Source organism: Achromobacter insuavis, assembly GCF_902859645.1.
Classification (GTDB): Bacteria; Pseudomonadota; Gammaproteobacteria; order Burkholderiales; family Burkholderiaceae_B; genus Achromobacter; species Achromobacter insuavis.
The window spans coordinates 48,999-73,348 of the sequence record NZ_CADIJR010000004.1; the positions used below are offsets into that span (position 1 = coordinate 48,999).

Here is a 24,350-nt window from a genome sequence, read left to right on the forward strand (position 1 = left end):
GCAGCCGGTTACAAATCGCCGGCCCGGCGTCAGCCCCGCCCGGGCCAGCGTCCGCCGGAAATGCGTTCGATGCCGGCCAGGTCGCGCCGGCTGTGGACGTCGGCGAAGCCCGCGGCGGCCAGCAGGCCGCGCACCGCCTCGGCCTGGTCCCAGCCGTGCTCCATCCACAATGCCGCGCCCGGCTTCAGGTGGCGATGGGCGCCGGCCACGATGCGGCGCAGGTCTTCCAGGCCGTCGGCGCCATCGGTCAGCGCGCCGCGCGGCTCGAAGCGCACGTCGCCCTGTCCCAGGTGCGGATCGTCGCTGGCGACATACGGCGGATTGGACACGATCAGGTCGAAGCCCTCGCCGGCGGGCACCGCGTCGTACCAGCTGCCTTCGACGAAGCGCACCGAGGCGGTCAGCTCCCAGGCATTGCCCGCGGCCACGGCCAGCGCGGCGGCGCTCACGTCGCTCGCCATCACGCGGGCATCGCGGCGCGCCAGGGCGATCGAGATGGCGATGGCGCCGCTGCCCGTGCCCAGGTCCAGCACGGCGGGCGCGGACTGCCCGGCCACGCATTCCAGCGCGGTTTCCACCAGCACCTCGGTGTCCGGGCGCGGGATCAGCACGTCGGGCGTCACGCGGAACGCGTGCCCCATGAATTCTCGCTGCCCCAGCAGATAGGCCATCGGCTCGCCGGCCAGGCGGCGCTGCGCCAGCGCCTCGTAGGCCGCGGCCACGTCCGGCGCCAGCGGGTCGGTGTCATGCGCCAGCAGCCAGGCGCGCGGCTTGGCCAGCACGTGCTCGAGCAGCATGCGCACTTCGAGCCGGGGCAGGCGCGTGTCCAGCAGCAGGCTCTTGATCTGGGCGGTCATCGGCGTGGCAATCTCAACGGCGTGGGCGGGGCGGCGGCCTCAGATATCGTCGCCCAGCGCCGCCAACTGCTCGGCCTGGTGCTCGGCGATCAGGGCGCCGGTCAGCTCTTCCAGATCGCCTTCCATGATCTGCTGCAGCTTGTACAGCGTCAGGTTGATGCGATGGTCGGTGACGCGGCCCTGCGGGAAGTTATAGGTGCGGATGCGCTCGGAGCGGTCGCCGGAGCCGATCAGGCTCTTGCGTTCGGCCGCTTCCTTGCTCTGGCGCTCGCGGACTTCCCGGTCCTTCAGGCGCGCGGCCAGCACCTGCATGGCCTTGTCCTTGTTGCGGTGCTGCGAACGGTCGTCCTGGCACTCCACCACCAGCCCGGTCGGCAAGTGCGTGATGCGCACGGCCGAGTCGGTCTTGTTGATGTGCTGGCCGCCGGCGCCGCTGGCGCGGAACGTGTCGATGCGCAGGTCGCTCGGGTTGATGACGATCTCCGACATGGCATCGGCTTCGGCCATGATGGCCACCGTGCAGGCCGAGGTATGGATGCGGCCCTGCGCCTCGGTGGCGGGCACGCGCTGCACGCGGTGCGCGCCGGATTCGAATTTCAGGCGGCCATAGGCGCCGTCGCCCTCGATGCGCGCGATCACTTCCTTGTAGCCGCCCAGCTCCGACGCGCTTTCCGACATCAGCTCGACGCGCCAGCCGCGCTGTTCGGCGTAGCGCGTGTACATGCGCAGCAGGTCGCCCGAGAACAGCGCGCTTTCGTCGCCGCCGGTGCCGGCGCGGATTTCCAGGAACACGCTGCGGCCGTCATTGGGGTCGCGCGGCAGCAGCAGCAATTGCAGCGCCGCTTCCAGCGATTCCAGCTTGACGCGGCCGCTCTTGATCTCGTCCTCGGCCATCGCCTTCAGCTCGGGATCGGACAGCATCTCCTGCGCGGTCGCCAGGTCTTCCTCGCCGCGCACGAAAGCGGTGAACGCCTCGACCACCGGCTCCAGCTCGGAACGCTCGCGCGAGAGCTTGCGGAAGCGGTCCATGTCGGCCGCGGTTTCCGGTTCGGCGAGCAGCGCGTCCACCTCGATCAGGCGGTGACACAGATGCTCCAGCCGGCTGCGCATGGAAGATTTCATGATGGGGATTCAGCAAAGGAAAACGGGAATGGCGGGCGCCCGTGACGAGCGCCCGCCGCAAGGCGGGGCGGGAACAGCGCCGCTAACGGCGCGAGTCGCGGCCGGGGAACAGGCGCGGCATCCAGGCAAGCAGCTGCTTGCGGTCCTCGCCTTCGCTGCGGTTCAACGCCGCCAGCGGGCCATGCAGGTATTTCTGGGTCAGGCCGTGGGCCAGCTGCTCGAGCACGGCTTCCGGCGATTCGCCACGCGCCAGCAGGCGGCGGGCGCGCTCGAGTTCGGCGGCGCTGACGTCTTCGGCGGCCTGGTGCAGGTCGCGGATGACGGGCACCACTTCGCGCGATTGCATCCAGTGCATGAAGCCCTGGACGCGGGTTTCGATGATGGCCTCGGCCTGCACCACGGCGGCGCGGCGCGCGTCGGTGCCGGTCTGGACCAGACGGCCCAGGTCATCGACGGAATACAGGTAGACGTCGTCCAGGCGGCCGACCTCGGGTTCGATGTCGCGCGGCACGGCCAAGTCGATCATGACCATGGGGCGGTGGCGGCGCAGGCGCGTGGCCCGTTCCACCATCCCCAGCCCGAGGATGGGCAGGGAGCTGGCCGTACAGGAGACGACCACGTCGAATTCGGAAAGGCGGTCGGTCAGGTCCGACAGCTTCATGGTGCTGGCCGAGAACCGGTTGGCCAGCAGCTCGGCGCGTTCGGCCGTGCGATTGGCCACCACCATGCTGCGCGGACGCTGCGCGGCGAAGTGGGTGGCGCACAGCTCGATCATTTCGCCCGCGCCGATGAACAGCGTGCGGGCCTGGTCCAGGTTGCCGAACACGCGTTCGGCCAGGCGCACCGCGGCGGCGGCCATGGACACCGACTGCGCGCCGATGGCGGTCTGCGAGCGGACTTCCTTGGCGACCGAAAAGGTGCGCTGGAACATCTGGTGCAGCAAGGTGCCGAGCGAACCGGCCTCGCCGGCGGCGCGCACCGCGTCCTTCATCTGGCCGACGATCTGGGTTTCGCCCAGCACCATGGAATCGAGTCCGCTGGCCACGCGGAAGGCGTGGCGCACGGCGTCGTCCTGCTGGTGGCGGTACAGATGCGGGCGCAGCGTGCCGGCGTCCAGGCGGTTGTGCTCGGCCAGCCACGCGGGCAGCTGGTCGGCCACGTGGCCGTCGGCGGCGCAATAGATTTCGGTGCGGTTGCAGGTCGACAGGATGGCGGCTTCGCGCACCGACCCGCCGAACGCGGAACGCAGGCCTTCCAGCGCCGGCTTGACCAGATCGACGGGCATGGACACGCGTTCGCGAACCGACACCGGCGCGGACGTGTGATTCAGACCGAAGGCTAGGACAGCTACCGACATGTAAAGGACAAGGCCGTGAGTATTAGAGCTGTGGTCCCCGCAAAGCCCATGCGGTGCAGCGTGCATGTAACAGCGGACCGGCCATGATTATACTCCCGCGGGTTATCCCCATGCCATTCGGGGCCCAGGCCGCGACGCTGGGTCGCACCCCCACGCGACGCTTGGTCGCACCCCATGCAATGGCCGCTTGCGGTAGTATGCGCCCCTTGCCCCTCGCCATGCGGGAAGGCGCCGCGAAAATTCTTCAAACTTTTTTCGAGGCGGCTGGCACAAGTCCAAAAAATTGTGTATAGTTGCGGACTTCGTTGGCCTGGTAGCTCAGTCGGTAGAGCAGAGGATTGAAAATCCTTGTGTCGGTGGTTCGATTCCGCCCCAGGCCACCAGAATTAAAAAGCCCGGCTCCTTGGAGTCGGGCTTTTGCATTGTGGCGCCGGGATCAAAGCCCGGAGATCAAAGGCCGCGGATCAAAACGCGCGGATCAAAACCCGGGGCTCAAGACCCCGGCAGCGCCACCCCCATCGCCGCGAACAATCCCCCGCACACCTTGTTGAAGCGCCGGCCGGCGCGTTCGAGCCACGGCCGCACGCGGTGCGCCAGGCGCGCCAGCACGTACTCCACCACGAACTCGATCGCCACGAAGGTCGCGGCCATGATCAGGAATTGCGTAAACAGGCTGCGGGCCGGATCGATGAACTGCGGCAGGAAGGCGCCGTAGAACAGCAGCGCCTTGGGATTGGCGATCGCCGACAGGAAACCCTGGCTGAACATGCGGGTGCCGCGCAGCCGCGGCATGTCGGGCGCCGGGCGCAGCTGCACGCCGGGCGAGCGCCACAGCTGGATGCCGAGCCAGATCAGATAGGCGCCGCCGGCCCACTTCAGCACCGTCAGCGCCGGCCCCCAGGCCTTGAGCAGCGCGCTGATACCCAGCATCGACAGGGCGATCAGCGCAATGAAGCCGACCGCGCCGCCAGCGATGGTGCACAGCGCCTTGCGATGCCCGTGCAGCGCGCCGTGGGTCAGCGCCAGCAAGGTGTTGGGGCCGGGCGTGATCGACAGGCCGATCACGGCAACCAGGTAGATGAGCCAGCTGTGCAATGCCATGGCGGTGAGACACGGAAAGAGGAGGAGGCGGCCAGTCTAGCGCCGCCGGCTCGGCCCACGCAATCGGCGGCGAGCCCGCTACGCCTCGCCGGGCTGCGTCGTCGGCACCGCCAGTCCGTATTTGACGCGGTTCATCACCACCAGCGTCGAAAAGCGCTTCACGTTGGGATCGCCCCAGAAGTGGCGCTGCGCGAAGGCGTCGTACTCCGCCATGTCGCGCACGGTCATGGTGACGACGAAGTCCACCTCCCCCGTCACCGCCAGGCACTGCATGATCTCCGGCGCGCCGCGCATCGCGCGCTTGAAGGTGTCCAGCTTGTCGGCGCGCTCGCTTTCGAGCGACACCAGCACCACCATCATGATGTCGCGCCCCACCGCCGCCGGCTCCACCACCGACACATCACCCAGCACCACTCCGGATTCGCGCAACCGCTTCATGCGGCGCAGGCACGATACCGGCGACAGGTTCACGCGCTCGGCCACCTCCTGGCTGGTGCGCTGGTTGTCTTCCTGCAGGCTCTGCAGGATCTGAAGGTCGAAATCGTCTAGTTCCATGGGGTCTCGGCGCCGCGGCGGTCCAGGCCGTGCGGGCCTGTAGACGGATTCTAAACGGGCGCGCAAAACGACCTGCCCCCAAATTCGACGGGAAACTTCATTTGCGCACCGCTGGCTGCAGGAATTAATCAGGCGCCTTGCTTACACTGGGAACCCTCTGGTCGCCCTCGCGGCCAGGCGCAGCCCGATTCCCATGCCGTCACTCCAGCTTTTCCTGCTCTTCCTGGCCGCCGACGCGGCGTTGAAACTCACCCCCGGCCCGGACATGGCGCTGACGCTGTCGCGAGGCATGACGCAGGGCTTCCGGCCGGCGTTCCACAGCGTGCTGGGCAATGTGGCGGCGGGTTTCATCCAGGTGCCGGCCGTGGTGCTGGGGCTGGCCTCGGTGCTGCAGGCGTTTCCGACGCTGTTCCTGGCGATCAAGGCGGCCGGCGGCCTGTATCTGGGCTACCTGGGCATCAAGGCCATCCTGCGCTGCGCCCGCGACGCCGACGTGTCCCTGACCGCGCGGCCCGGCGAGGCGCGCGACGCGTTCTGGCAGGGCTTCATGACCAATCTGCTGAACCCGAAGGTGCTGCTGTTCATGATCGCCTTCCTGCCGCAGTTCACCACGCCGGACAACGGCCCGGTGTGGATCCAGATGCTGGTGCTGGGCGTGACCATGAAGGCGCTGAGCCTGCCCTACGGCAGCTGCTTCGCCTACGGCGCATCGCGCATCCGCGGCTGGGTCGGACGCAACCCGTGGTTCCTGCGCATGCAGCAGGGGCTGCTGGGCGCGATCATGCTCGGCCTGGCCCTCTACGTGCTCTACTCCACCGCCTCGACCCTGAACCCCTGATTTTTCCGCAGACGCCGCATCATGACCGCCGCCACCCTTCCCTCCGGACGCGATACGTCCGCCTCCACCCTGATGCCGACGCTGTCGCTGATCGGCGCCATGGCCTCGCTGTGCATCGGCACGTCGTTCGCCAAGTCGCTGTTTCCCGAGGTGGGCGCGCAAGGCACCACGGCGTACCGCATCGTCATCGGCGCCATCATCCTGATCGCGTTCTGGCGTCCGTGGCGCTTTCCGCTGACCGCGCGCAACGCCGCCAAGATCGCGCTGTACGGCGTGACGCTGGCCTGCATGAACCTGCTGTTCTACATGGCGCTGCGCACCCTGCCGCTGGGCGTGGCCATCGCCATCGAATTCACCGGCCCGCTGACGCTGGCCGTGGTGCTGTCGCGGCGCGCCATCGACTTCGTCTGGATCGCCTGCGCGCTGGCCGGGCTGGTGCTGCTGATCCCGACCGGCCAATCCATGCACGACCTCGATCCCGCCGGCATCGGCTACGCGCTGGGCGCGGCGGTGTGCTGGGCGCTGTACATCATCTTCGGCAAGATGGCCGGCAACGTGCATGGCGGACAGGCCACCTCGCTGGGCCTGCTGGCGGCCACCATGGTGGCGCTGCCGGTGGGCGCGGCCCACGCCGGCATGGCGCTCTTGGACCCCAAGCTGATCCTGGCCGGCGTGGCGGTCGGCATCCTCTCCAGCGCCCTGCCCTATTCGCTTGAAATGGTGGCGCTGCGGCGCCTGCCGCAGAAGACCTTCGGCGTGCTGCTCAGCATGGAGCCCGCGATGGGCGCGCTGGCCGGCGTCATCGTGCTGAACGAACACCTGTCCGGCACGCAGTGGCTGGCGATCTGCGGCATCATCATCGCCTCGGCCGGCTGCGCCGCCACCGCGCGGCGGCAAAAGCGCGCGGCGGCCGCGGGCTAAGACCCGTCAATCCACCGAAATATTCTTCTGGCGGATCACCGCGCCCCAGTTCTCGTACTCGCGATGCGCGTAGTCGAAGAAGTCGTTCGACGAGCTGCCCATCGGCTCCATGCCCTGCAGCTTGAGCTGCTTGATCACCTCGGGTGACTTCAGCGCCGCCTGGATCGCGCCGCTGAGCTTGTCGACCACCGCCTTGGGCGTGCGCGCCGGCGCCACCACGCCCTGCCAGGCGGTGGCTTCCAGCGGCGGGCCGCCGGCCTCGCCGAAGGTGGGCACGTCGGGCAACTGCTCCGAGCGCTCGTTGGCCGGCACCGCGATGGCGCGCAGCTTGCCCGCCTGGATCAACGGCCGCGCGGCGGCCAGGTCGGCCATCATCAGCGGCACCACGCCCGCCGCCACGTCCTGCAATGCCGGCGGCGTGCCCTTGTAGGGAATCGCGGTGGCCTTGCCGCCGAACTGGGACAGGAACAGTTCCATCGCCAGATGGTGCGGGCTGCCCACGCCCAGCGAGGCGTAGCTGGCCTTCTTGTCGTCGGACAGGTACGCCATCACTTCCGGCATGTTCTTCAGATCGGAAGCCGGCGACGCCACCAGCACGATCGGCAGCGCCACCAGCGTCGAGACCGGCTTCAGGTCCTTCCACGGGTCATACGGCAGCTGCTTGTAGAGCCAAGGGTTGAGCGACAGCGTGCTCATGCCGGCGGTCATCAGCGTGTAGCCGTCGGGTGCGGCGCGCGCGGTTTCCTGCGCGGCGACGATGGTGGCGGCGCCGGGGCGGTTCTCCACCACCACGGGCTGGCCCAGCGCCTGGCTCACGTGCTTGGCCACGATGCGGGTGGCCAGGTCGCTTCCGCCGCCGGCGCTGAATGGCACCAGCCAGCGGATGGGATGCTCGGGAAATTCTCCGGCCAGCGCGGGCGCGGCCTGCGCGGCGAACGCCGCCACGGCCACGGTTCCCAGCGCGCGGCGGATGAAGCCTCTTCTGGACATGGGGTTGTCTCCTGGTATTTTGAATTTAATTAACATATTAACTATATTTTTGGCGCCCGGCGAGCAGGACTGCGGCGACGATCATGGACGCGGCATCGGCGCGGCGCCGCATCAGCCGCGGGCCGCGGCCAGCCAGCGCAGGCCGGCCGAGGTGCCGGCGGCCGGACGGTACTCGCAGCCGATCCAGCCGCTGTAGTCCAGCTCGCGCAGCACCGAAAAGACCCAGCCGTAATCCAGCTCGCCCCGGTCCGGTTCCTGCCGCAGCGGCACGCCGGCGATCTGCAGGTGTCCGACCCGCCCGGTGGGCAGGTACTGGCGCAGCTTGGCGGTGACATCGCCCTCGACGATCTGGCAGTGGTACAGGTCCATCTGCACTTTCAGGTTGGGCGCGTTGACGGCCTGCACCACCTGGTGCGCCTCGTCCTGGCGATTGAGGAAATAGCCGGGGATGTCGCGGGTGTTGATGGGCTCGATCAGCAGCGTCACGCCAGCGGAGCGCGCCTGGCGCGCGGCCCAGTCGAGGTTCTCGCGGTAGCAGTCCAGCATCTCGGCGCGCGTGACGCCTTCAGGGATCAAGCCCGCCATCACGTGGACCTGGGCGCAGGCCAGCACCGTGGCGTAACCCAGCGCCTGCTCGATGCCGGCGCGGAATTCGTCCTGCCGGCCCGGCAGCGCGGCCAGCCCGCGCTCGCCGCGCGAGGCCACGCCTGGCGGCGCGTTGAACAGGACTTGCGACACGCCGGCGGCATCCATGCGCTCACGCACGAACGCGGCCGGCGCTTCGTAGGGAAACATGCATTCCACGCCCGCGAAGCCGTCGGCCGCGGCGGCCGCGTAGCGGTCCAGGAACGCGTGTTCCGGGTACATCATCGAGAGATTGGCGGCGAACTTCAGCATGGCGGACTCCGGGGCGGGCGGCATGCCTGGAAATTAGCATATCCGCCCGTCACGCCCGCCGCGCCGCGATCCCTCAATACGTCATGCGCACGCCCAGCATCACGCTGCGGCCCGGCAGCGGCGCCACCGACGAGATGAACGAAGCGTGGTTGTAGGCCAGCTTGTTCAGCAGGTTGGTGCCGCGCAGGAAGACCTCGTAGCCCGTCGCGCCGTAGCGGCCGCGATACGCCACCACGGCATTGACCAGGTTGTAGCCCGGCGTGCTGTTCTCATACGCGGCGATGTCCTTCTGCGAGAACACGCGCGCGTACTCGACGCCGCCCGACCACTGCTGCCACTTGACGTTGCCGCGCAGGCCCGCGCGCGCCGCCGGAATGCGCGGCAGGTTGCCGTCGCCGCCAGTCAGCTTGCCGCGCACGTAGTCGCCGAACACCGCCGCCGAGAACACCGGCGTGAACTGGTGCCGCAGCTCGCCTTCCACGCCGGTGAATTCGGCGTCGCGCTGGGTGTACTCGATCAGGCGGAAATCCTCATAGCGGTCCAGCGTGTCGGCGTAGATGTAGTTCTTGACCTTGTTGTGGAACACGCTGGCCGAGAACGTCGTGTCGCCCGAGTGCTTGCGCAGCGTCAGGTCGATGTTGCGCGAGGTCTCGCGGCCCAGGCCGGTATTGCCCAGTTCATAGGTGTTGGTGGCCAGGTGCACGCCGTCGGCGTACAGCTCCTGCGCGGTCGGCAAGCGTTGCGAGCGCGACAGCGACAGGGCCACCGAGTACTGCGGCGCGAAGTCCCAGATGGCGGCGGCCGACAACGACGTGCCCGACAGGCTGCTGCGCGGCGCGCCGCCGGCGGGCGCGATGCGCTGCCAGTCCTGGCGCGCGCCGAGTTCGAAGCGCCAGTCGTTCAGCTGGTATTCCTCCAGCACGAACAGGCCGTTGGAACGGGTGCGGCTGCGCGGCAGGAACGCTTCCTCGCCGTCGGCGCGGAAGTCGCTGTAGGCGTTCTGCAAGCCGATCACGCCGCGCCAGCCGGCCAGCGGCTTGTGCTGCAACTCGACCCGCAGGTCGTAGCCCTTGTTCTTGAAGCGGGTGCCGACCTGGCCGCCCTCGATCTCCTCGTGCTGATAGTCGGTCAGGCCGCCGCGCACGCGGATCTTCTCGAAGCCGGCGAACGGGTCCTGGTATTCGGCGCGCAGGTCCACGCGGTCGCTGCGCAGCTTCACGTAGGGCACGCCGCCGTGCGCGTGGTCATGGTCGTGATCTTCGTGATCGCCGTCGCCATGGTCGTGGTCGTGGCCGCCGCAATGCAGGTGGGTGCCATGCGGATGGCAACCCTCGTACTCGTGATTGTGGCCGGGCAGGCCGTACTTGCTTTCCAGGTGCGTGAATGCCAGGCCCACGTAGCCGCGCGGCGTGATCCACGACAGGCCGACCGAGCCCTGCGTCGATTCGCTGTAGGAGCCGGCCAGCTTGCCGCCGGGCCAGTCCGGCACGTCGTAGTCGCTGGTGCGCCGCTTCATGCCTTCGACCCGCACCGCGAACTGGCCTTCGCCGGCGGTGATGCCGATCGCGCCGGCGCGCTCCTTGGTGCCGGTGGCGCCGCGCAATTCGGCTTCCATCTCCACGCCTTTCTCGGGCACGGCGGTGGGAATCTTCTTGTCGACCACGTTCACCACGCCGCCGATCGCGCCGCCGCCGTACAGCAGCGTGGCCGGGCCGCGCAGCACTTCGATGCGTTCGGCCAGCAACGGCTCGACCGTCACCGCGTGGTCCGGCGAGATGCCGGAGGCGTCCATCACCTCGGAACCGTCGGACAGCACCTTGACGCGGGGCGCGGTCTGGCCGCGGATCACGGGCCGGCTGGCGCCGCCGCCGAAGGTATCGCTGTTCACGCCCGGCAGGCTCTTCAGGGACTCGCCCAGCGTGCCGGCGCGGCGCTCGACCAGTTCATCGCCTTCCAGCACGGAGGCCGGCAGCATGGTGCTGTTCAGGTCCAGGCCCAAGGGATTCGCGGACACCGTGATCGGCGCCAGCGTGCGATGGCGCGACGGATCGGCCTCGGTCTCGGCCTGCGCCACCGGCGCGGCCAGCATCAGCGAGCAGACCAGCGGCTTGAGCGCCCGCGCGCCGTTCCTGCGCCGCGCCGCCACCGCGCCGCGCTTGCCCCGGGTTCCCTGCGATCCCTGCGTCTTGCCTGTCATCTTTACCCTCATGGATGTTATATCATTACAAATAGCTGAAGGATGATATAACATTTCGATGACAAAGCAAGCCGATCCCCTGGATCGGCCCTGATACCTCAGTCCGCCGCGGCCTCCAGCCCCAGCACGGCCTGCAGTACTGCCACCCGGCTTTGCCCCAGCACCGCGCCATGCCAGTCCGGCGCGTCGCAATAGAACGCGTCCAGCGTGGCCTGCAGGATCTGGTCGCGCAAGGCCGCCGGCGCATCGGGATGCGCGCGCAGCCAGTTGCGTCCGCGCAGCGCGTCCACCACCTGTTCCGACGGCTGCGTGCCGTACTCCAGCGCCATCAGCGTCGGCACCGCATCCGGGCAGGCCTGGTAGGCCAGCCCGGCCAGATGGCCGGTGATGTCCACCGAGGCCGATGTGCCCTGGTAGGGCACGGCGATATCGGCGCCCCACCAGCGGCGCGCGCGCGCCACTTCGGCCTCGTCGCGGCGGCCGGCATAGATCTTCTCGCCGTGTCCGCGCGGCCCCAGCCCGGTATGCACGTCGATCCAGCCGATCTGCGCATGGCCGGCGGCGTGCTCTTCGAGAATGCGGCGCAGGTTGCGCAGGGACGCGGCTGGGCGGTCGCCGCCATAGAACAGGCCGTCCGCGTGCGTGTACTGCCCGCGGGTCACGGCCTGCTTGAAGGCCGCCAGGCCATGTTCGCCAATGTAGGCGGCGATCTGTTCGCGGTTGGCGTCCGACGGCGGCCATTGCGCCGGCAGCAGCAGCTCATGGATCCGGCCGTAGCCGGGGTTGGCCGGCAGCGGCTGGCCGTCGAACGGCTGCGCGTTGCGGTTCAGGTCGACGTTGCCTTCGTCGGTGCGCGCGATCCACGAAAAGCCATGCGGGTTCACCGCGTGCACCAGCAGCAGCGCCACGCCGGCCTGGCGCGCGCGGTCCAGCATCTCGGCGTCGTCCAGCAACGCCAGCTGGCACCCCGAGCCACAGAAGCCTTCCACGCCATGGGTGGCGGAGGTCATGATCAGCAGCCGCCTGGCGCCGGCATCGCCGATCAGGGCGACATCGGTGGCCAGGTCCTCGCCCTCGCGCCCCTTGGGCTCGATGGCATAGGACGCGAAACGCGTCGCCAGCGGCCGGGCGGCGGCGGTGAAGCGCTCGCGCGCCAGGGCATAGCTGCGGGAAAAGTAAGGGCTAGCGGATTGCATCAGGCCTCCTGGTTGTCGATATCGTCGCCGGTGCGGTCGCGTATCCAGAACAGCACCACCGTGGAAAGCGCCACCGCCACCATCAGGTACCAGGCGGGCGCCATGGGATTGCCGGTCACGTGCAGCAGCCAGGTCACGAAGAACTGGGCGAAGCCGCCAAAGACGGAAATCCCCAGACCGTACACCACCGACATGCCCGTGGTACGCACGGCTTTCGGAAACAATTCGGGCAGCATGGTGATGCCCGGCGCGGATTGCAGCGCCAGCAGGATCGACAGCAGCCCCACCACCAGCATCAGCCGCGCGCTGCTGGGGGCCGCGATCAACCACTGGAAGCACGGCAGCAGCACCGCCACCGTCGTCACGCGCGACCAGAAGATCACGCGCTTGCGCCCCACCCGGTCGGCCAGCATGCCGACCAGCGGCGCGAACAGGAAGCCGACCGCGCCCACCACCACGCTGGCCGACAGCGTCGAGGTCGCCGGCAAGCCAAGTTCGCGATGCGCATACGAGGGCATGTAGAAGCCGATGATCTGCGCGCACACCATGCCGCCGATCATCAGCAGGATGCCCTTGGCGACCTCGGTCTTGTGTTCGGCGAACACGCGGCGCAGCGGCTGGTGGCCCACGGCGCGCGGCCGGCCGCCAGCCGGCTCGTCGACGTGCAGCGTCTCTTCGAGATTGCGGCGGATGTAAGCGCCCACCGGCACCGTCAGGATGCCGATCACGAACGGCACGCGCCAGCCCCAGGCCTGCATCTGCTCGGCGGTCAGCGCGGCGGTCAGCGTGCCCACCACCACGGCGCCCAGCGCCACGCCGAGCGACTGGCTGCCGAATTGCCAGCTGGAATAGAAGCCGCGCCGCGTGGGCGGCGCGTGCTCGACCAGCAGCGTGGTCGACGCGCCCACCTCGCCGCCGGCGGCAAAGCCCTGGATCAGCCGCGCCAGCACCATCATCACCGGCCCCAGCAGCCCCATCTGCGCATGCGTGGGCGCGGCGGCGATCAGCGCACAGCCCAGACCCATCAGCCACAGCGTCAGCGTCATGGCGGCGCGGCGGCCATGGCGGTCGGCGTAAGAGCCGATCAGCATGCCGCCCACCGGCCGCATCAGGAAGCCGACGCCGAAGGTGGCCGTGGTCAGCAGCAGTTGCCCGTAGCCGGAGGCCGCCGGAAAGAACAGCGGCCCGATGACCAGCATCAGGAAAGTGAATACGGTGAAGTCGAAGAACTCGAGCGCGTTGCCGATGGTGGTGCCGGCGATGACCCGCCGGCGCATGGAAGGCGTATGCAGGCTGCGCGCGCCGGCGCCGGCCGCGATGGCGATAGACATGTTTTCCCCTTGATGTCCGATCCGTCTCCGCCGGTCCGTGTGCCGGTATCCGTGCGGTGCTAGTGAATATACGGATGGCGGGCGAAACGCAAAAGACAGTATTTTTGCTGCAGCGATGACTTTTGCTTATACCCCACCGTGCCCGCTCCGATGAACCTGCGCCAGCTGCGCGCCTTCGTGCTGATCGCCGAGCACGGCAGCATCCGCGCCGCCGCGCGCGCCCTGTGCGTGACGCAGCCGGCGGCCACGCGCAGCCTGCGCGAACTGGAACAGAGCCTGGGCGCGGAATTGGTGCGGCGCAGCGCCAAGGGCGTCGAGCTGACGCCCTACGGCCAGGCGCTGCACAAGCGCGCCGTGCTGATCCTGCAGGAAGCGCGGCGGGCGCAGGAAGACATCGACCAGATGCGCGATGGCGAGGGCGGCACGCTCAACCTGGCCATCAGCTCGTCGGTGCTGCCGATCCTGCCGACGGCGCTGGCCGCGTTCCGCGCGCGCATGCCGCGCGTCGCCGTGGCCTTCCATGAGGTCGCGCCGCCCTACAGCCACGAACAGCTGGAAACCGGCCGCTATGACCTGGTGGTGCAGACCGAATACGACGGCGACATCTACGACGGCTTCGCCCGCACCACGCTGTTCACCCTGCCGCTGGCGGTGGGCGCGCGCGCCGACCATCCCCTGCGCCACGCGACCGACCTGGCCGAGCTGAGCGACCTGCTGTGGCTGATGCCGGGCAATACGCAGACGCCCACCAACCTGCTGCGGCTGGCCTACTCCGAACGCGGCCTGCCGCCGCCCGCCGACGTGATTCCCTGTCAATCCATTGCCATCGCCCTGGCGATACTGGGCCAGAGCGACGCCGTGGGTTTCTTCGTGCGCAACGGCTTGCATCGCGTGCTGGCGCCGACGTCGCTGTGCATCCTGCCGCTGGCGCATCCGCTGCCCGCGGCGCGGGTGTCGATCCTGACGCGGGCGGATTCGCCGCCGACGCCGGCCGCGCAGTATTTCATCGACTGCCTGAACCGCGCCCGCGCGGCGGCGTGAGCCGGCGGGTTATCATGAGCCCCCCATCCCAGAGCCACGTCCCGCCCGCCTTGCGCGGTCCCATGCCATGGCGTTTCCCCGACTCCACACGCCCCCCACGCTGACCGATACGGTGGCCAAGCAGTTGCTCGCCGAGATCGACGCGGGCCGCGTGCTGCCCGGCGAAAAACTGCCCACCGAAACGCGCCTGGCCGAGCAGTTCGGCGTCAGCCGCACCGTCATCCGCGAAGCAGTGTCGCGGCTGCGCCAGGACGGCATCGTCGAGGCGCGCCAGGGCAGCGGCGTGTTCGTCACCGGCCAAGGCGGCCAGCGCGCGCTGCGCATCGACGCGGCCGAACTGTCGTCGCTGGACGCGGTGCTGCACATCGTCGACCTGCGGCGCGCGCTCGAAACCGAAATCGCGGCGCAGGCCGCGGCCCAGCGCAGCAAGCGCGACATGGCGGCCATCGACGACGCGCTGGCGGCCATTGCCGCCGCGGTCGAGCGCGGCGGCGACGGCGTCAAGGAAGACGTGGCCTTCCACCGCTGCATCGCGCAGGCCACCGGCAACCCCTACTTCCTGGCCACCCTGGCGTTCGTCAGCCAATACCTGGAAGCCGCCACCCGCGTCACGCGCGGCAACGAGGCGCGCCACGCCGACCAGATGCGCGCGGTGCTGCAGGAACACGCCGCCATCGCGGATGCCATCCGCCGCCAGGACGTGGAGGCGGCGCGCGAAGCCGCCCGCATCCACATGGTCAACGCCGCCGGACGCCTGCGCCAGGCGCATCGCTGAGGCGGCTCGTCAATCCGCCTGGTTGAAATGCGGCCTCAATAGGCGCCGCCAATACGCGCCGTCAATGCGCGCCGTCAGGCGTCCTGGCCGAAGGCCCGCGTGAAGAAATCCACGCCGCCGAAATTGCCTGACTTCAGGGCGATGCTGATGCGCGCCCCCACCGCCTGCGCCTGGCCCGCGCACCACGGCACCCCCGGATCGATCTGCTCGCCGATGGCCAATTGCGTCAGGCCCAGCGCCTGCACCACCGCGCCCGAGGTCTCGCCGCCGGCCACGATCAGCTGCCGCACCCCGAGCCGCGCCAGGCCCGCCGCGATCCGCGCGATCGCGTCTTCGACCAGCGCCCCGGCGCGCGCCGCGCCCAGGCTGGCCTGGGTCGCCTGCACGGCGTCGGGCCGGGCGGTCGAATAGATCAGTACCGGGCCATCGGGCAGGCGCGGCGCGGCCCAGGCCAGCGCCTGCGCCACCACGTCGTCACCCGCGGCGATGCGCAGCGGATCGAGCGCCAGCGCCGGCCCGCCCGCCGCGATGAACGCGGCGACCTGGCCCTGGGTCGCGATGGAGCAACTTCCCGCCACCACCGCCTGCGTTCCCGGCTCGCGCGGCAGGCCGGCGGCCGCGCCCCGCGCCAGCCCCCAGTTGCCGGGCAGGCCGATGGCCACGCCCGAGCCCGCCGTCACCAGCGGCATGCCCTTGAGCGCCGGCCCCAGCGCCAGCAGGTCATCGTTGGAAATGGCGTCGACGATGGCGATCTCCACGCCCTCGCGCCGCAACGCATCGATGCGGCCTCGAATCGCCTCGGCGCCACGCGCCACCACCGCATAGTCGATCAGGCCGACCTTGCGCCGGGTCTGCGCCGACAGCACGCGCACCAGGTTGGCGTCGGTCATCGGCGTCAGCGGATGATGCTGCATGCCCGATTCATTCAGCGGTACGTCGCCGGCGAACAGGTAGCCCTTGAACACCGTGCGCTTGTTGTCCGGAAAGGCCGGCGTGGCGATGGTGAAATCGGTGCCGAGCGCCGTCATCAGCGCGTCGGCGACCGGGCCGATATTGCCCTGCGTCGTGCTGTCGAAGGTCGAGCAGTACTTGAAATATATCTGCTCGGCGCCCTGCGCGCGCAGCCATTCGAGCGCGGCCAGCGACTGCGCCACCGCGTCGGCGGCTGGCAAGGTGCGGGTCTTCAATGCCACCACGACCGCGTCGGCGGGCGTCTCCAGCGCGCCGTCGGGCACGCCGATGGCCTGCACCGTGCGCATGCCGGCGCGCACCAGGTTGTTGGCCAGATCGGTGGCGCCGGTGAAATCGTCGGCGATGCAGCCCAGCTTGATCGTCATGCGGACTCCGGCAAGGTGATTCCGGGAAAGATCTTGATGACCGCGCTGTCGTCCTCGCGCCCGTGTCCGGCGGCCGACGCCTGCATGAACATCTGGTGCGCGGTGGACGCCAGCGGCAGCGGAAACTTGCTGTGGCGCGCGGTGTCCAGCACCAGTCCCAGGTCCTTGACGAAGATGTCCACCGCCGACAACGGCGTGTAGTCGCCCGCCAGCACGTGCGCCATGCGGTTCTCGAACATCCAGCTGTTGCCGGCGCTGTGGGTGATGACCTCGTACAGCGCATCGGCATCGACCCCTTCGCGCAACCCCAGCGCCATGGCTTCGGCGGCGGCGGCGATATGCACGCCGGCCAGCAGCTGGTTGATGATCTTGACCTTGCTGCCCGCGCCGGCGCGGTCGCCCAGCCGGTAGACCTTGGCCGCCATCGCGTCCAGCACCGGCCCGCACGCCGCGTAGGCGGCCGGCGCGCCGGCGGTCATCATGGTCATCTCGCCCGCCGCGGCCTTGGCCGCGCCGCCCGAGATCGGCGCATCCAGGTACAGCACGCCCAGGGCCGCCAGGCGCGCCTCCAGCGCGCTCGACCAGGACGGATCCACGGTCGAGCACATCACGAACACGCTGCCGGGCCGCAGGGCCGCCGCCAGATCGCCGTCGCCGAACAGCACGCTCTCGGTCTGCTGCGCGTTCACCACCACGCTGACCACCACGTCGCAGGCCGCGGCCAGCGCCGCCAGCGTGTCGCAGGCCACGCCCCCCTGTTCGGCGAACGCCGCCGCCACGCCCGGCCGGATATCGTAGGCATGCACCCGATGGCCGGCGCGCCGCAGGCTCTGCGCGATGCCCGCGCCCATGGCGCCCAGGCCGATCACGCCGACATCGCGCGCGGCTTGCTCATGATGGCTCATACCGTTCCCCGCAAGTCGTCGCCGATGTAGGCGCGGATGATCTCGGCGAAATCGCTGTCGCCTTCCAGGCCCAGTTGCGTGGCCCGCGCCGTGTCCCAGCGCCCCGGCCAACTGCCGACGATGGCCTGCACCCGCGCATCGGCCTGCCAGCTGATGCGGTCGGCGACCGCATCGCCCGCGATCTCGCGCAGCGCCCGCGCCATGTCGGCGGCGGTCACCGACACGCCCGGCAGATTGATCGGCCGGCGATCGGCCACCGCGGCCGCGTCCAGCTCGCAGCCCGCGATCAGCGCCTGCACCGCGCGCCGCGGCGACAGCAGCCACAGGCGCGTGTCCGGCCCCACCGGGCAGGCCGCCGGCTCGCCATTGAGCGGCTCGCGGATGATGCCGCTGGCGAACGACGAGGCCGCCGCGTTGGGCCGGCCCGGCCGCACGCTGATGGTCGGCAGCCGCAACGCGCGGCCATCGACGAAGCCGCGCCGCGTGTAGTCGGCCAGCAGCAGCTCGGCGATCGCCTTCTGCGTGCCGTAGGAAGACTGCGGATTGAGCGCGGTGTCGTCGCGCACCGTCTCCGGCAACGCGCCGCCATAGACCGCGACCGAACTGGTGAACACCACGCGCGGCCGGTGGCCACGCTGGCGGCAGGCCTCGAGCAACGCCCGCGACGCATCCAGGTTGATGCGCATGCCCAGGTCGAAATCGGCCTCGGCCTGGCCGCTGACGATCGCGGCCAGGTGGAACACCGCCGCCGTGTCGGCGCCGATCAGGGCATCCAGGACCGCCGGGTCGGCGATGTCGCCCTGGACCGAGCGCACGCGGGTGTCGTTGATGGCGTCGGTGCGCGTGACGTCCAGCAGGTCGATCTGCGTGATGGGTTCGGGCGCGCCGCCCAGCGCCAGCCTTCCCTGCTCCAGCAGCTTGCGCGCCAGGCGCTGGCCGAGGAAGCCCGCGCCGCCGGTGATCAGTATCTTCATCGCTCGCCTCCCGCGAGATAGGGTCGGGCCCACGCCAGGCCCGCCGACGTCGCGCCCTGGGGCCGGTATTCGCAGCCGACCCAGCCCGTGTAGCCCAGGGAGTCGATCAGCGCCAGCAGGTAGGGGTAATTGAGTTCGCCCAGGTCCGGTTCGTGCCGGTCCGGCACCCCGGCGATCTGGATATGGCCGATGCCCGCCATGTCGCGGCGCAGCTTGACCGCCAGGTCGCCCTCGACGATCTGGCAGTGATAGCAATCGAATTGCACGCGCAGGTTGTCGGCGCCGACCTCGGCGCGGATGGCCTGCGCCTCGTCCTGGCGGGTCAGGAAGAAGCCGGGCATGTCGCGCGGGTTGATCGGCTCGATCACGATGGTCACGCCGGCCGAGGCGGCGGCGCGCGCCGCGCTTTCCAGATTGCGCAGGTAGACCTCGCGGTGGGCGGCGCGGTCGCTTCCCGGCGCCACCAGGCCCGCCATCACGTGCAGCCTGCGGTTGCCCAGCGCCGCCGCATATTCCAGCGCCAGATCCAGCCCGCGGCGGAACTCGTCCTCGCGCCCCGGCAGCGCGGCGATGCCGCGCTCGCCCGCCGCCCAGTCGCCGGGCGGCGCATTGAACAGGGCCTGCGACAGGCCGTGGCCATCCAGCCGCGCGCGGATCTCGGCGGCGGCGAATTCGTAGGGGAACAGAAACTCCACCCCCTGGAAGCCGTCGCGCGCGGCCGCGCCGAACCGGTCCAGGAAAGCGTGCTCCGCATACATCATGCTCAGGTTCGCGGCCAGGCGCGGCATCTCGTCGTCTCCGTAGGTTCGCGGTCCGCGTCCACGCGGACCGCCGGCGCGCGGGGCGCCCGTCGTATCAGTAGCGCGCGCCGAAGGTGGCGCGCAGTTCCTCGATGGCGTCCTCGGACAGCGGCGCGGGGCGCGGATCGGACATCAGCCACAGCCGCGCGGTCTCTTCCAGTTCCTCCAGCGCATAGGAGGCATGCGACACCGAGCGTTCCCACACCACCGGCCCGAGACGCTCAAACAGCGCCCCGCGCACCTGCGCGGCCAGCGCCGCCACCTGCGCCGCCGCCACCGGATCGCCGGGGCGGCGATAGGGAATCAGCGGAATGCGCCCGACCTTCATCACCTGGTACGGCGTGATCGGCGGCAACACCTCGTCCTCGCGCCACACGCCCGCCAGCGTCAGCGCGACCAGATGGGTCGAATGGGTGTGCACGACGCCGCGCGCGGCGGGGTCGGCCTGGTAGATGCCCTGGTGCAGCGCCAGGGTCTTGGAGGGCTTGGCGCCCGAGACCCAGTTGCCGGCCAGGTCGACCTTGGCCAGCTCGGCCGGGTCCAGGCGGCCCAGGCAGACATCGGTGGGCGTGATCAGCCAGCCGTCGTCCAGCCGGGCGCTGATGTTGCCGGCCGCGCCGACGGTGTAGCCGCGCTGGTAGAGGCTGGCGCCGACCGTGCAGATCTCCTCGCGAATGCGGGTTTCCGGGGTCATCGCGCGCTCGCCACGAGGCGGCCGCGGGCGGCGGAAAGCGGGTACGGCATGGGGAACTCCCGGGGCTTATTCATATGGTCATCATACAAATTTTGCCGAAAATCCCGGTATCGGGATTACCCGGAATGCCCCGCCGGATTCAGACCGAGTAGTGGTAGTTGCAGTTGACCGTGGCCTTGAGCGGCTGATTCGCGCCCGGTCCGCCCGGACGCGGCCCGGTGAGCTTGGCCTGGAAGGTGCCCACCACGGCGCCGGTGCCATCCTTCTTGACCGCCACGCTGGCCGGCAGCGCATACAGCGTCAACGGCCAGACCTCGTCCGGCGCCACCAGGGTGAAGACGCCCAACGGAAAATCCGACACGACATAGGCGGGATCCCGGTCCGCGTCGAATCCCAATGTGGCGCCGACATACGTCAGCGTCAGCTTGAGCTCTTCCGAAGACGGCGACGGGATGACGCCGCGCAGCGCGACCTTGCCGCTCTCCGACACACACGACAGTTCGGCGGGCGCCGAACCCGCGTGGGCAACGCCCGCCAGCAGCAGACAGGACAGGAACCAGGGGGCATGCAGCTTCATGGGACGGGTTTCCTCGGAGCGGCCGGCGGATCCGCGGCCTGGGACGATCATCGAGCCGACATATTAGCGGCCAACAATCCGCGCTCAAAGGCCGGCGGCAGGCAATGCCAGCGTTCGCATACAAGTCGTAATATGCGGCGCCGCCGATCGGGCTAGGATGCCGGCATCGATCCGTCCGTTTCCCGGAGCCCCCATGAGCGCCTTCCGATCCCTCGCCTGCGCCGCCCTGCTGCTGGCCGCCGCCGCCTCCCACGCCGAGACCGTGGCCCTGCGCGCGCAGAGCGCCACGCCCGGCATCGAACCGCAGACCAAAATGCGCTTCGTCGACGTGGTGCTGCAACCCGAGAGCCGCCAGGTCCTGGCCGACTTCACCCGCAACCGCGTCGGCAAGCGCGTGCAGCTGCGGTCAAACGGTGTGCTGCTGTCCTCGGCCACGCTGCAAAGCCCGCTCGAGGGCGACAGCTTCCGCATCGTCGCCGGCGAGCACGGCTTTGGCGGCAAGTCCGCCGACGACATCGCCAAGGGCATCATGTCCGGCGGCGGCCTCACCGTGGACGACGAAAGCGGCGCCGCCAACGACGCCGGCGCCCGCCCGACGCGGCGCGCGCCGGGGTCGGATTCCGGCGGCTGACGCCGCCCACGGCGGCGCGTCCGGCCTGGACGTCGCCAGCCTTGGCCCCGCGCCTCAGACCGGCAACTGTGCCAGGCTGTCGAGCAGCCCCGGCCCCGTCGGCCGCCATCCCAGCCGGTCGCGCGTAGCCGCGCTCGAGGCCGACATGTCATGGCCGACGAAGTGCGACAGCCAGCCGAAATGCGCGGCCGCCGCCGCCTCGTCCATGCGGATCACCGGCACGCCCAGGCGGTCGCCGATGGCCTGCGCGATATCGCGGAACGGAATGGGCGACTCGGCCGTGGCGTGATAGCGCGCGCCGGCCTCGCCGTGTTCCAGCGCCGCGCGGTACAGCCGCACCGTGTCCGACACATGGGCCGCCGACCAGCCGTTGGCGCCGTCGCCGACATAGCCCGACACGCCCCTGGCCCGCGCCAGCGCCACCATCTCGGTCACCAGCCCCTGCTTCTCGGTGTCATGGATCTGCGACAGGCGCACCACCGACACGCGGACGCCGCGCGCCAGCAATTCCTCGCCCGCCAGCTCCGACGCCTTGCGCGGATTCGGATGCGCCGGATTGAAATGGTCCTCGGTGGCCGGCTGGCCGGGCGCCGCGCTGCCCATCGGCGTGCCCGAGGTGATCAGCAGCGGCCGCGCCGACCCCTGCAACGCCTCGCCCAGCGCGAGAATGACGCGCCGGTCCTTCTCGCAGTTGGCCACGAAATGGGCGAAGTCGTGGTCGAAGGCGGTATGGATCACGGCGTCGCAGGCGGACGCGCCGCGCCGCAGGCTGTCCAGGTCCTCGATGTCGCCGGCGTGCGCGTCGGCGCCCGCCAATTGCAGCGCCCGGGCGCCGCGGTCGGAGCGGGCCAGGCCAAGCACCTGGTGCCCCGCGTTGATGAGTTCGGGCACGATTTTCGAGCCGATGAAGCCGGTCGCGCCGGTCAGAAAGATGCGCAAGATCGCTCTCCTGGGTTGTCAGGCTGCCATCATGCGACGCCGATCTATCCTGTTAAAGTAGTGAGCTTATAGGGGTATATATCTCAACTGGCTGGCCATGACATCGCCCACCGACAACCCGCTCGGCGCCTACCTGAAGGACCGCCGCGGCCGGCTCGACCCGGCCGCGTTCGGCTTCACCGCCAGCCGCCGCCGCACGCCGGGCCTGCGCCGCGAAGAGGTGGCGCAGCTCTCGAACATCAGCGCCACCTGGTACACCTGGCTCGAACAGGGCCGCGGCGGCGCGCCCTCGGCCGACGTGCTCAACCGCATCGCCGCCGGCCTCATGCTGACCGAGGCCGAGCGGCATCATCTGTTCCTGCTGGGCCGTGGCCATCCCCCGGACGTCAAATACCAGTCGGCCCAGGGCGTGACGCCGCGCCTGCAGCGCCTGCTGGACGCGCTCGAAATCAGCCCCGCCATCATCCGCACCGCCACCTGGGACGTGGTCGCCTGGAACCGCGCGGCCGCGGTCGTCCTGACCGACTACGGCGCCCTGGCGCCCGAGCAGCGCAACATCCTGCGGCTGGTCTTCTGCAATCCCCGCGTGCGTCAGGCGCAGGACGATTGGGAGGGCATTGCCCGTTTCGTGGTGGGCGCCTTTCGCGCCGACGTGACCCGCGCCGGCGCCGCCTCCGAAGTCGCCCGGCTGGTCGAGGAATTGAGCCGCGACAGCGCGGAATTCGCGGCGCTGTGGCGCGACAACGACGTGCGCGTCCACGGCGAAGGCACCAAGCGCTTGCGCCACGCCCGCGCCGGCCTGCTCGAACTGGAATACTCCGGGTTCTCGGTCGACGGCCGGCCGGACCTGTCCATGGTGGTCTATCACCCCGCCTCGCCGCAGGCCGCCGATCGCATCCGCGCGCTGCTGGCGTCAACGCCCGTTGGCGGCGTCGATGAATCCCGCTAGATCGCGGTTGAAGCGCTCGGCCTCCTCCAGGAATGGCGCGTGTCCCGACGCCGCATACACCGTGGCCTGCAGGCGCGGATTCAGGCGCCTGGCGCGCTCCAGCGACGGCTCGACGCGCACCAGCGCATCGCGCGCCCCGTAGATCAGCCACAGCGGCTTGCGCATCGCGCCCAGGCCTTCGCGCGCCGCGATCGTCATCCGCGGCACCGCGGCCTGCATCCCGGGCGACGCCAGCGCGGCATTGGCCAGCAGCCGCTCGAATGTCACCGTGTCGGGCTGCGTCGCGAAGCACAGCGCCAGGAACGCGCGCTCGGCGTCCAGGTGCGTCTTCAGGTCGCTCGACGCCATGCCGCGATACACCTCGGGATGCGGCGCGATCTGGCTGGCTTCCAGTTCGATCACGCCCCCCACGTAGACCGCGCCGGCGATGTCCGCGTCGCCATGCGCGGCCAGGTAATTGGTCGTCACGGCCGCGCCCAGCGACCAGCCCACCAGCACCGGCCGGCGCACGCCCGACGCCGCGATCACGGCCGCCAGGTCATCGGCCCAGCGGCGCCCGTCGGTGTAGGCCTGCGGCGCGGTCGGCTGGCCCGACTGGCCATGGCCGCGCAGGTCGTACGTGATCAGGCGGTAGCGCTGCAGCAACGGGCTGGATACTTGCGCGTCCCAGCTGAGGCGGCTGCCGAGCAGGCCGTGGACGAACACCACGGCGGGGCCGGCCGGATCGCCGGACTCCTGGATGGCCAGGGTCACGCCGTCGGGCGCGACGGCGGTGTACTGGCGGCTGTCGGCATGCGCCGCGGCGCTCGCCAGGAGCAGCGCGGCGGCCGCCAGCAGGCGGCGGAAACAACGGAAAAACAAGGGGCCCGGCATGGGACTGACTCCTGGATGACAAAAGGGGAATCACAGTCTCAACCGTCACACCGGTGTTAGAGTCAAGCGGTCGTTTCGTGAAGATATGCCATGACGCCCCCGCCCGCCGCCAAGCCGATGTCGATCGGCGCCCTAGCCCGCGCAACCGGCGCCAGCCTGCGCTCGATCCGCCATTACGACGCGCACGGCCTGCTGGCCTCCTCGCGCGCCGCCAATGGCTACCGCAGCTTTGCGTCCGCGGCGGTCAGCCAGGTACGGCAGATCCAGCGCCTGATCGCGACCGGCTTCAGCCTCGCCGAAATCCAGGGCTTTCCCGATTGCATGCGCATGATCGAAGGCGCGGCGGCCTGCCCGGAAACCTCCGACGTGCAGCGCCAACGGCTGGCCTCGGTCGAACGGCAGATCGCCGACCTGGAACGGCGCCGCGCCCGACTGCGCCAGATGCTGGCCGAGGGCGCCACGGCCCCCGGGAAATAGCCGCCCGCGGCCACGC

25 protein-coding genes and 1 tRNA gene are annotated in these 24,350 nt (G+C 69.9%); 8 read left to right on the forward strand and 18 right to left on the reverse strand.

Annotation, left to right across the window (positions count from 1 at the left end):
* Positions 1–29: 29 nt before the first annotated feature.
* The 3 genes from prmC to hemA form a co-directional block, all read right to left on the reverse strand.
* Positions 30–857, reverse strand: a complete 828-nt coding sequence (prmC, locus tag H0523_RS04070) for a peptide chain release factor N(5)-glutamine methyltransferase (protein WP_054429370.1) — start codon at positions 855–857, stop codon at positions 30–32.
* A gap of 39 nt (positions 858–896) precedes the next feature.
* Positions 897–1,979, reverse strand: coding sequence for a peptide chain release factor 1 (prfA, locus tag H0523_RS04075; RefSeq protein WP_054474855.1), 1,083 nt, complete (start codon positions 1,977–1,979; stop codon positions 897–899).
* Between the two features lie 82 nt (positions 1,980–2,061).
* Complete coding sequence (hemA, locus tag H0523_RS04080) at positions 2,062–3,336, reverse strand: glutamyl-tRNA reductase (RefSeq protein WP_006391699.1); 1,275 nt, start codon at positions 3,334–3,336, stop codon at positions 2,062–2,064.
* 307 nt (positions 3,337–3,643) lie between these two features.
* Between hemA and H0523_RS04085 the strand changes: the two genes are divergently transcribed.
* Positions 3,644–3,719: transfer RNA gene (locus H0523_RS04085), tRNA-Phe, on the forward strand.
* Between the two features lie 109 nt (positions 3,720–3,828).
* Here the strand turns inward: H0523_RS04085 and H0523_RS04090 are convergent.
* Both H0523_RS04090 and H0523_RS04095 read right to left on the reverse strand, forming a co-directional pair.
* Positions 3,829–4,437: a LysE family translocator gene (locus H0523_RS04090; RefSeq protein ID WP_006391700.1), complete on the reverse strand. Its 609-nt coding sequence runs from the start codon at positions 4,435–4,437 to the stop codon at positions 3,829–3,831.
* 78 nt (positions 4,438–4,515) lie between these two features.
* Entirely contained in the window at positions 4,516–4,992 is a 477-nt protein-coding gene (locus H0523_RS04095; protein WP_054429367.1) for an Lrp/AsnC family transcriptional regulator, read from the reverse strand.
* A 193-nt stretch (positions 4,993–5,185) separates the two neighbouring features.
* On the opposite strand from H0523_RS04095, the gene H0523_RS04100 reads away from it, so the two are divergent.
* Together H0523_RS04100 and H0523_RS04105 are read left to right on the forward strand one after the other, a co-directional pair.
* On the forward strand, positions 5,186–5,830 hold the full coding sequence (locus H0523_RS04100; protein ID WP_082404354.1) for a LysE family translocator: 645 nt from the start codon (positions 5,186–5,188) through the stop codon (positions 5,828–5,830).
* Between the two features lie 21 nt (positions 5,831–5,851).
* On the forward strand, positions 5,852–6,751 hold the full coding sequence (locus H0523_RS04105; protein WP_054429366.1) for an EamA family transporter: 900 nt from the start codon (positions 5,852–5,854) through the stop codon (positions 6,749–6,751).
* Between the two features lie 6 nt (positions 6,752–6,757).
* On the opposite strand, the gene H0523_RS04110 is transcribed toward H0523_RS04105, so the two are convergent.
* The 5 genes from H0523_RS04110 to H0523_RS04130 form a co-directional block, all read right to left on the reverse strand.
* Positions 6,758–7,741, reverse strand: coding sequence for a Bug family tripartite tricarboxylate transporter substrate binding protein (locus H0523_RS04110; RefSeq protein ID WP_054429365.1), 984 nt, complete (start codon positions 7,739–7,741; stop codon positions 6,758–6,760).
* 111 nt (positions 7,742–7,852) lie between these two features.
* On the reverse strand, positions 7,853–8,638 hold the full coding sequence (gene otnI / locus H0523_RS04115) for a 2-oxo-tetronate isomerase (protein ID WP_054429364.1): 786 nt from the start codon (positions 8,636–8,638) through the stop codon (positions 7,853–7,855).
* Between the two features lie 73 nt (positions 8,639–8,711).
* Positions 8,712–10,727: a TonB-dependent receptor domain-containing protein gene (locus H0523_RS04120; RefSeq protein ID WP_231689826.1), complete on the reverse strand. Its 2,016-nt coding sequence runs from the start codon at positions 10,725–10,727 to the stop codon at positions 8,712–8,714.
* Positions 10,728–10,933: 206 nt separating this feature from the next.
* A complete protein-coding gene (locus H0523_RS04125; RefSeq protein WP_054429363.1) occupies positions 10,934–12,031 on the reverse strand; it encodes a M14 family metallopeptidase in 1,098 nt (365 codons plus the stop codon).
* Entirely contained in the window at positions 12,031–13,362 is a 1,332-nt protein-coding gene (locus tag H0523_RS04130; protein ID WP_054429362.1) for an MFS transporter, read from the reverse strand. Before H0523_RS04130 ends, H0523_RS04125 begins: the two co-directional genes overlap by 1 nt.
* Before the next feature lie 150 nt (positions 13,363–13,512).
* On the opposite strand from H0523_RS04130, the gene H0523_RS04135 reads away from it, so the two are divergent.
* Together H0523_RS04135 and H0523_RS04140 are read left to right on the forward strand one after the other, a co-directional pair.
* The gene (locus H0523_RS04135) at positions 13,513–14,403 is read left to right on the forward strand and encodes a LysR substrate-binding domain-containing protein (RefSeq protein ID WP_054429361.1); all 891 of its coding nucleotides are present in this window, start codon (positions 13,513–13,515) and stop codon (positions 14,401–14,403) included.
* A gap of 67 nt (positions 14,404–14,470) precedes the next feature.
* On the forward strand, positions 14,471–15,178 hold the full coding sequence (locus tag H0523_RS04140) for a FadR/GntR family transcriptional regulator (protein WP_054429360.1): 708 nt from the start codon (positions 14,471–14,473) through the stop codon (positions 15,176–15,178).
* A 74-nt stretch (positions 15,179–15,252) separates the two neighbouring features.
* On the opposite strand, the gene otnK is transcribed toward H0523_RS04140, so the two are convergent.
* The 6 genes from otnK to H0523_RS04170 all read right to left on the reverse strand — a co-directional run bounded on the left by otnK (position 15,253) and on the right by H0523_RS04170 (position 20,465).
* Complete coding sequence (gene otnK, locus H0523_RS04145) at positions 15,253–16,515, reverse strand: 3-oxo-tetronate kinase (RefSeq protein ID WP_054429359.1); 1,263 nt, start codon at positions 16,513–16,515, stop codon at positions 15,253–15,255.
* A complete protein-coding gene (gene ltnD / locus H0523_RS04150; protein WP_054429358.1) occupies positions 16,512–17,420 on the reverse strand; it encodes an L-threonate dehydrogenase in 909 nt (302 codons plus the stop codon). Before ltnD ends, otnK begins: the two co-directional genes overlap by 4 nt.
* Positions 17,417–18,394 (reverse strand): D-erythronate dehydrogenase, encoded by a 978-nt coding sequence (denD, locus tag H0523_RS04155; RefSeq protein WP_054429357.1) that lies wholly within the window; start codon positions 18,392–18,394, stop codon positions 17,417–17,419. The genes ltnD and denD overlap by 4 nt, the downstream gene beginning before the upstream one ends.
* Positions 18,391–19,182, reverse strand: coding sequence for a 2-oxo-tetronate isomerase (gene otnI / locus H0523_RS04160; RefSeq protein WP_054429356.1), 792 nt, complete (start codon positions 19,180–19,182; stop codon positions 18,391–18,393). Before otnI (H0523_RS04160) ends, denD begins: the two co-directional genes overlap by 4 nt.
* A 67-nt stretch (positions 19,183–19,249) precedes the next feature.
* On the reverse strand, positions 19,250–19,888 hold the full coding sequence (gene otnC / locus H0523_RS04165; protein ID WP_054429355.1) for a 3-oxo-tetronate 4-phosphate decarboxylase: 639 nt from the start codon (positions 19,886–19,888) through the stop codon (positions 19,250–19,252).
* A 139-nt stretch (positions 19,889–20,027) separates the two neighbouring features.
* On the reverse strand, positions 20,028–20,465 hold the full coding sequence (locus H0523_RS04170; protein ID WP_054429354.1) for a hypothetical protein: 438 nt from the start codon (positions 20,463–20,465) through the stop codon (positions 20,028–20,030).
* A 193-nt stretch (positions 20,466–20,658) separates the two neighbouring features.
* Between H0523_RS04170 and H0523_RS04175 the strand changes: the two genes are divergently transcribed.
* Positions 20,659–21,096 carry a SecDF P1 head subdomain-containing protein gene (locus H0523_RS04175; protein ID WP_054429353.1) on the forward strand — a complete coding sequence of 146 codons (438 nt, stop codon included), beginning with the start codon at positions 20,659–20,661 and terminating at the stop codon, positions 21,094–21,096.
* Between the two features lie 54 nt (positions 21,097–21,150).
* On the opposite strand, the gene H0523_RS04180 is transcribed toward H0523_RS04175, so the two are convergent.
* On the reverse strand, positions 21,151–22,035 hold the full coding sequence (locus H0523_RS04180) for an SDR family oxidoreductase (RefSeq protein ID WP_054429352.1): 885 nt from the start codon (positions 22,033–22,035) through the stop codon (positions 21,151–21,153).
* A 97-nt stretch (positions 22,036–22,132) separates the two neighbouring features.
* On the opposite strand from H0523_RS04180, the gene H0523_RS04185 reads away from it, so the two are divergent.
* Positions 22,133–22,984 (forward strand): helix-turn-helix transcriptional regulator, encoded by an 852-nt coding sequence (locus H0523_RS04185; RefSeq protein ID WP_156349978.1) that lies wholly within the window; start codon positions 22,133–22,135, stop codon positions 22,982–22,984.
* Here the strand turns inward: H0523_RS04185 and H0523_RS04190 are convergent.
* Complete coding sequence (locus H0523_RS04190; RefSeq protein ID WP_054429350.1) at positions 22,949–23,857, reverse strand: alpha/beta fold hydrolase; 909 nt, start codon at positions 23,855–23,857, stop codon at positions 22,949–22,951. The two genes, H0523_RS04185 and H0523_RS04190, sit on opposite strands and share 36 nt — an antisense overlap.
* A 90-nt stretch (positions 23,858–23,947) precedes the next feature.
* Between H0523_RS04190 and H0523_RS04195 the strand changes: the two genes are divergently transcribed.
* Positions 23,948–24,334, forward strand: a complete 387-nt coding sequence (locus tag H0523_RS04195) for a MerR family transcriptional regulator (protein WP_054429349.1) — start codon at positions 23,948–23,950, stop codon at positions 24,332–24,334.
* Positions 24,335–24,350 lie beyond the last annotated feature (16 nt).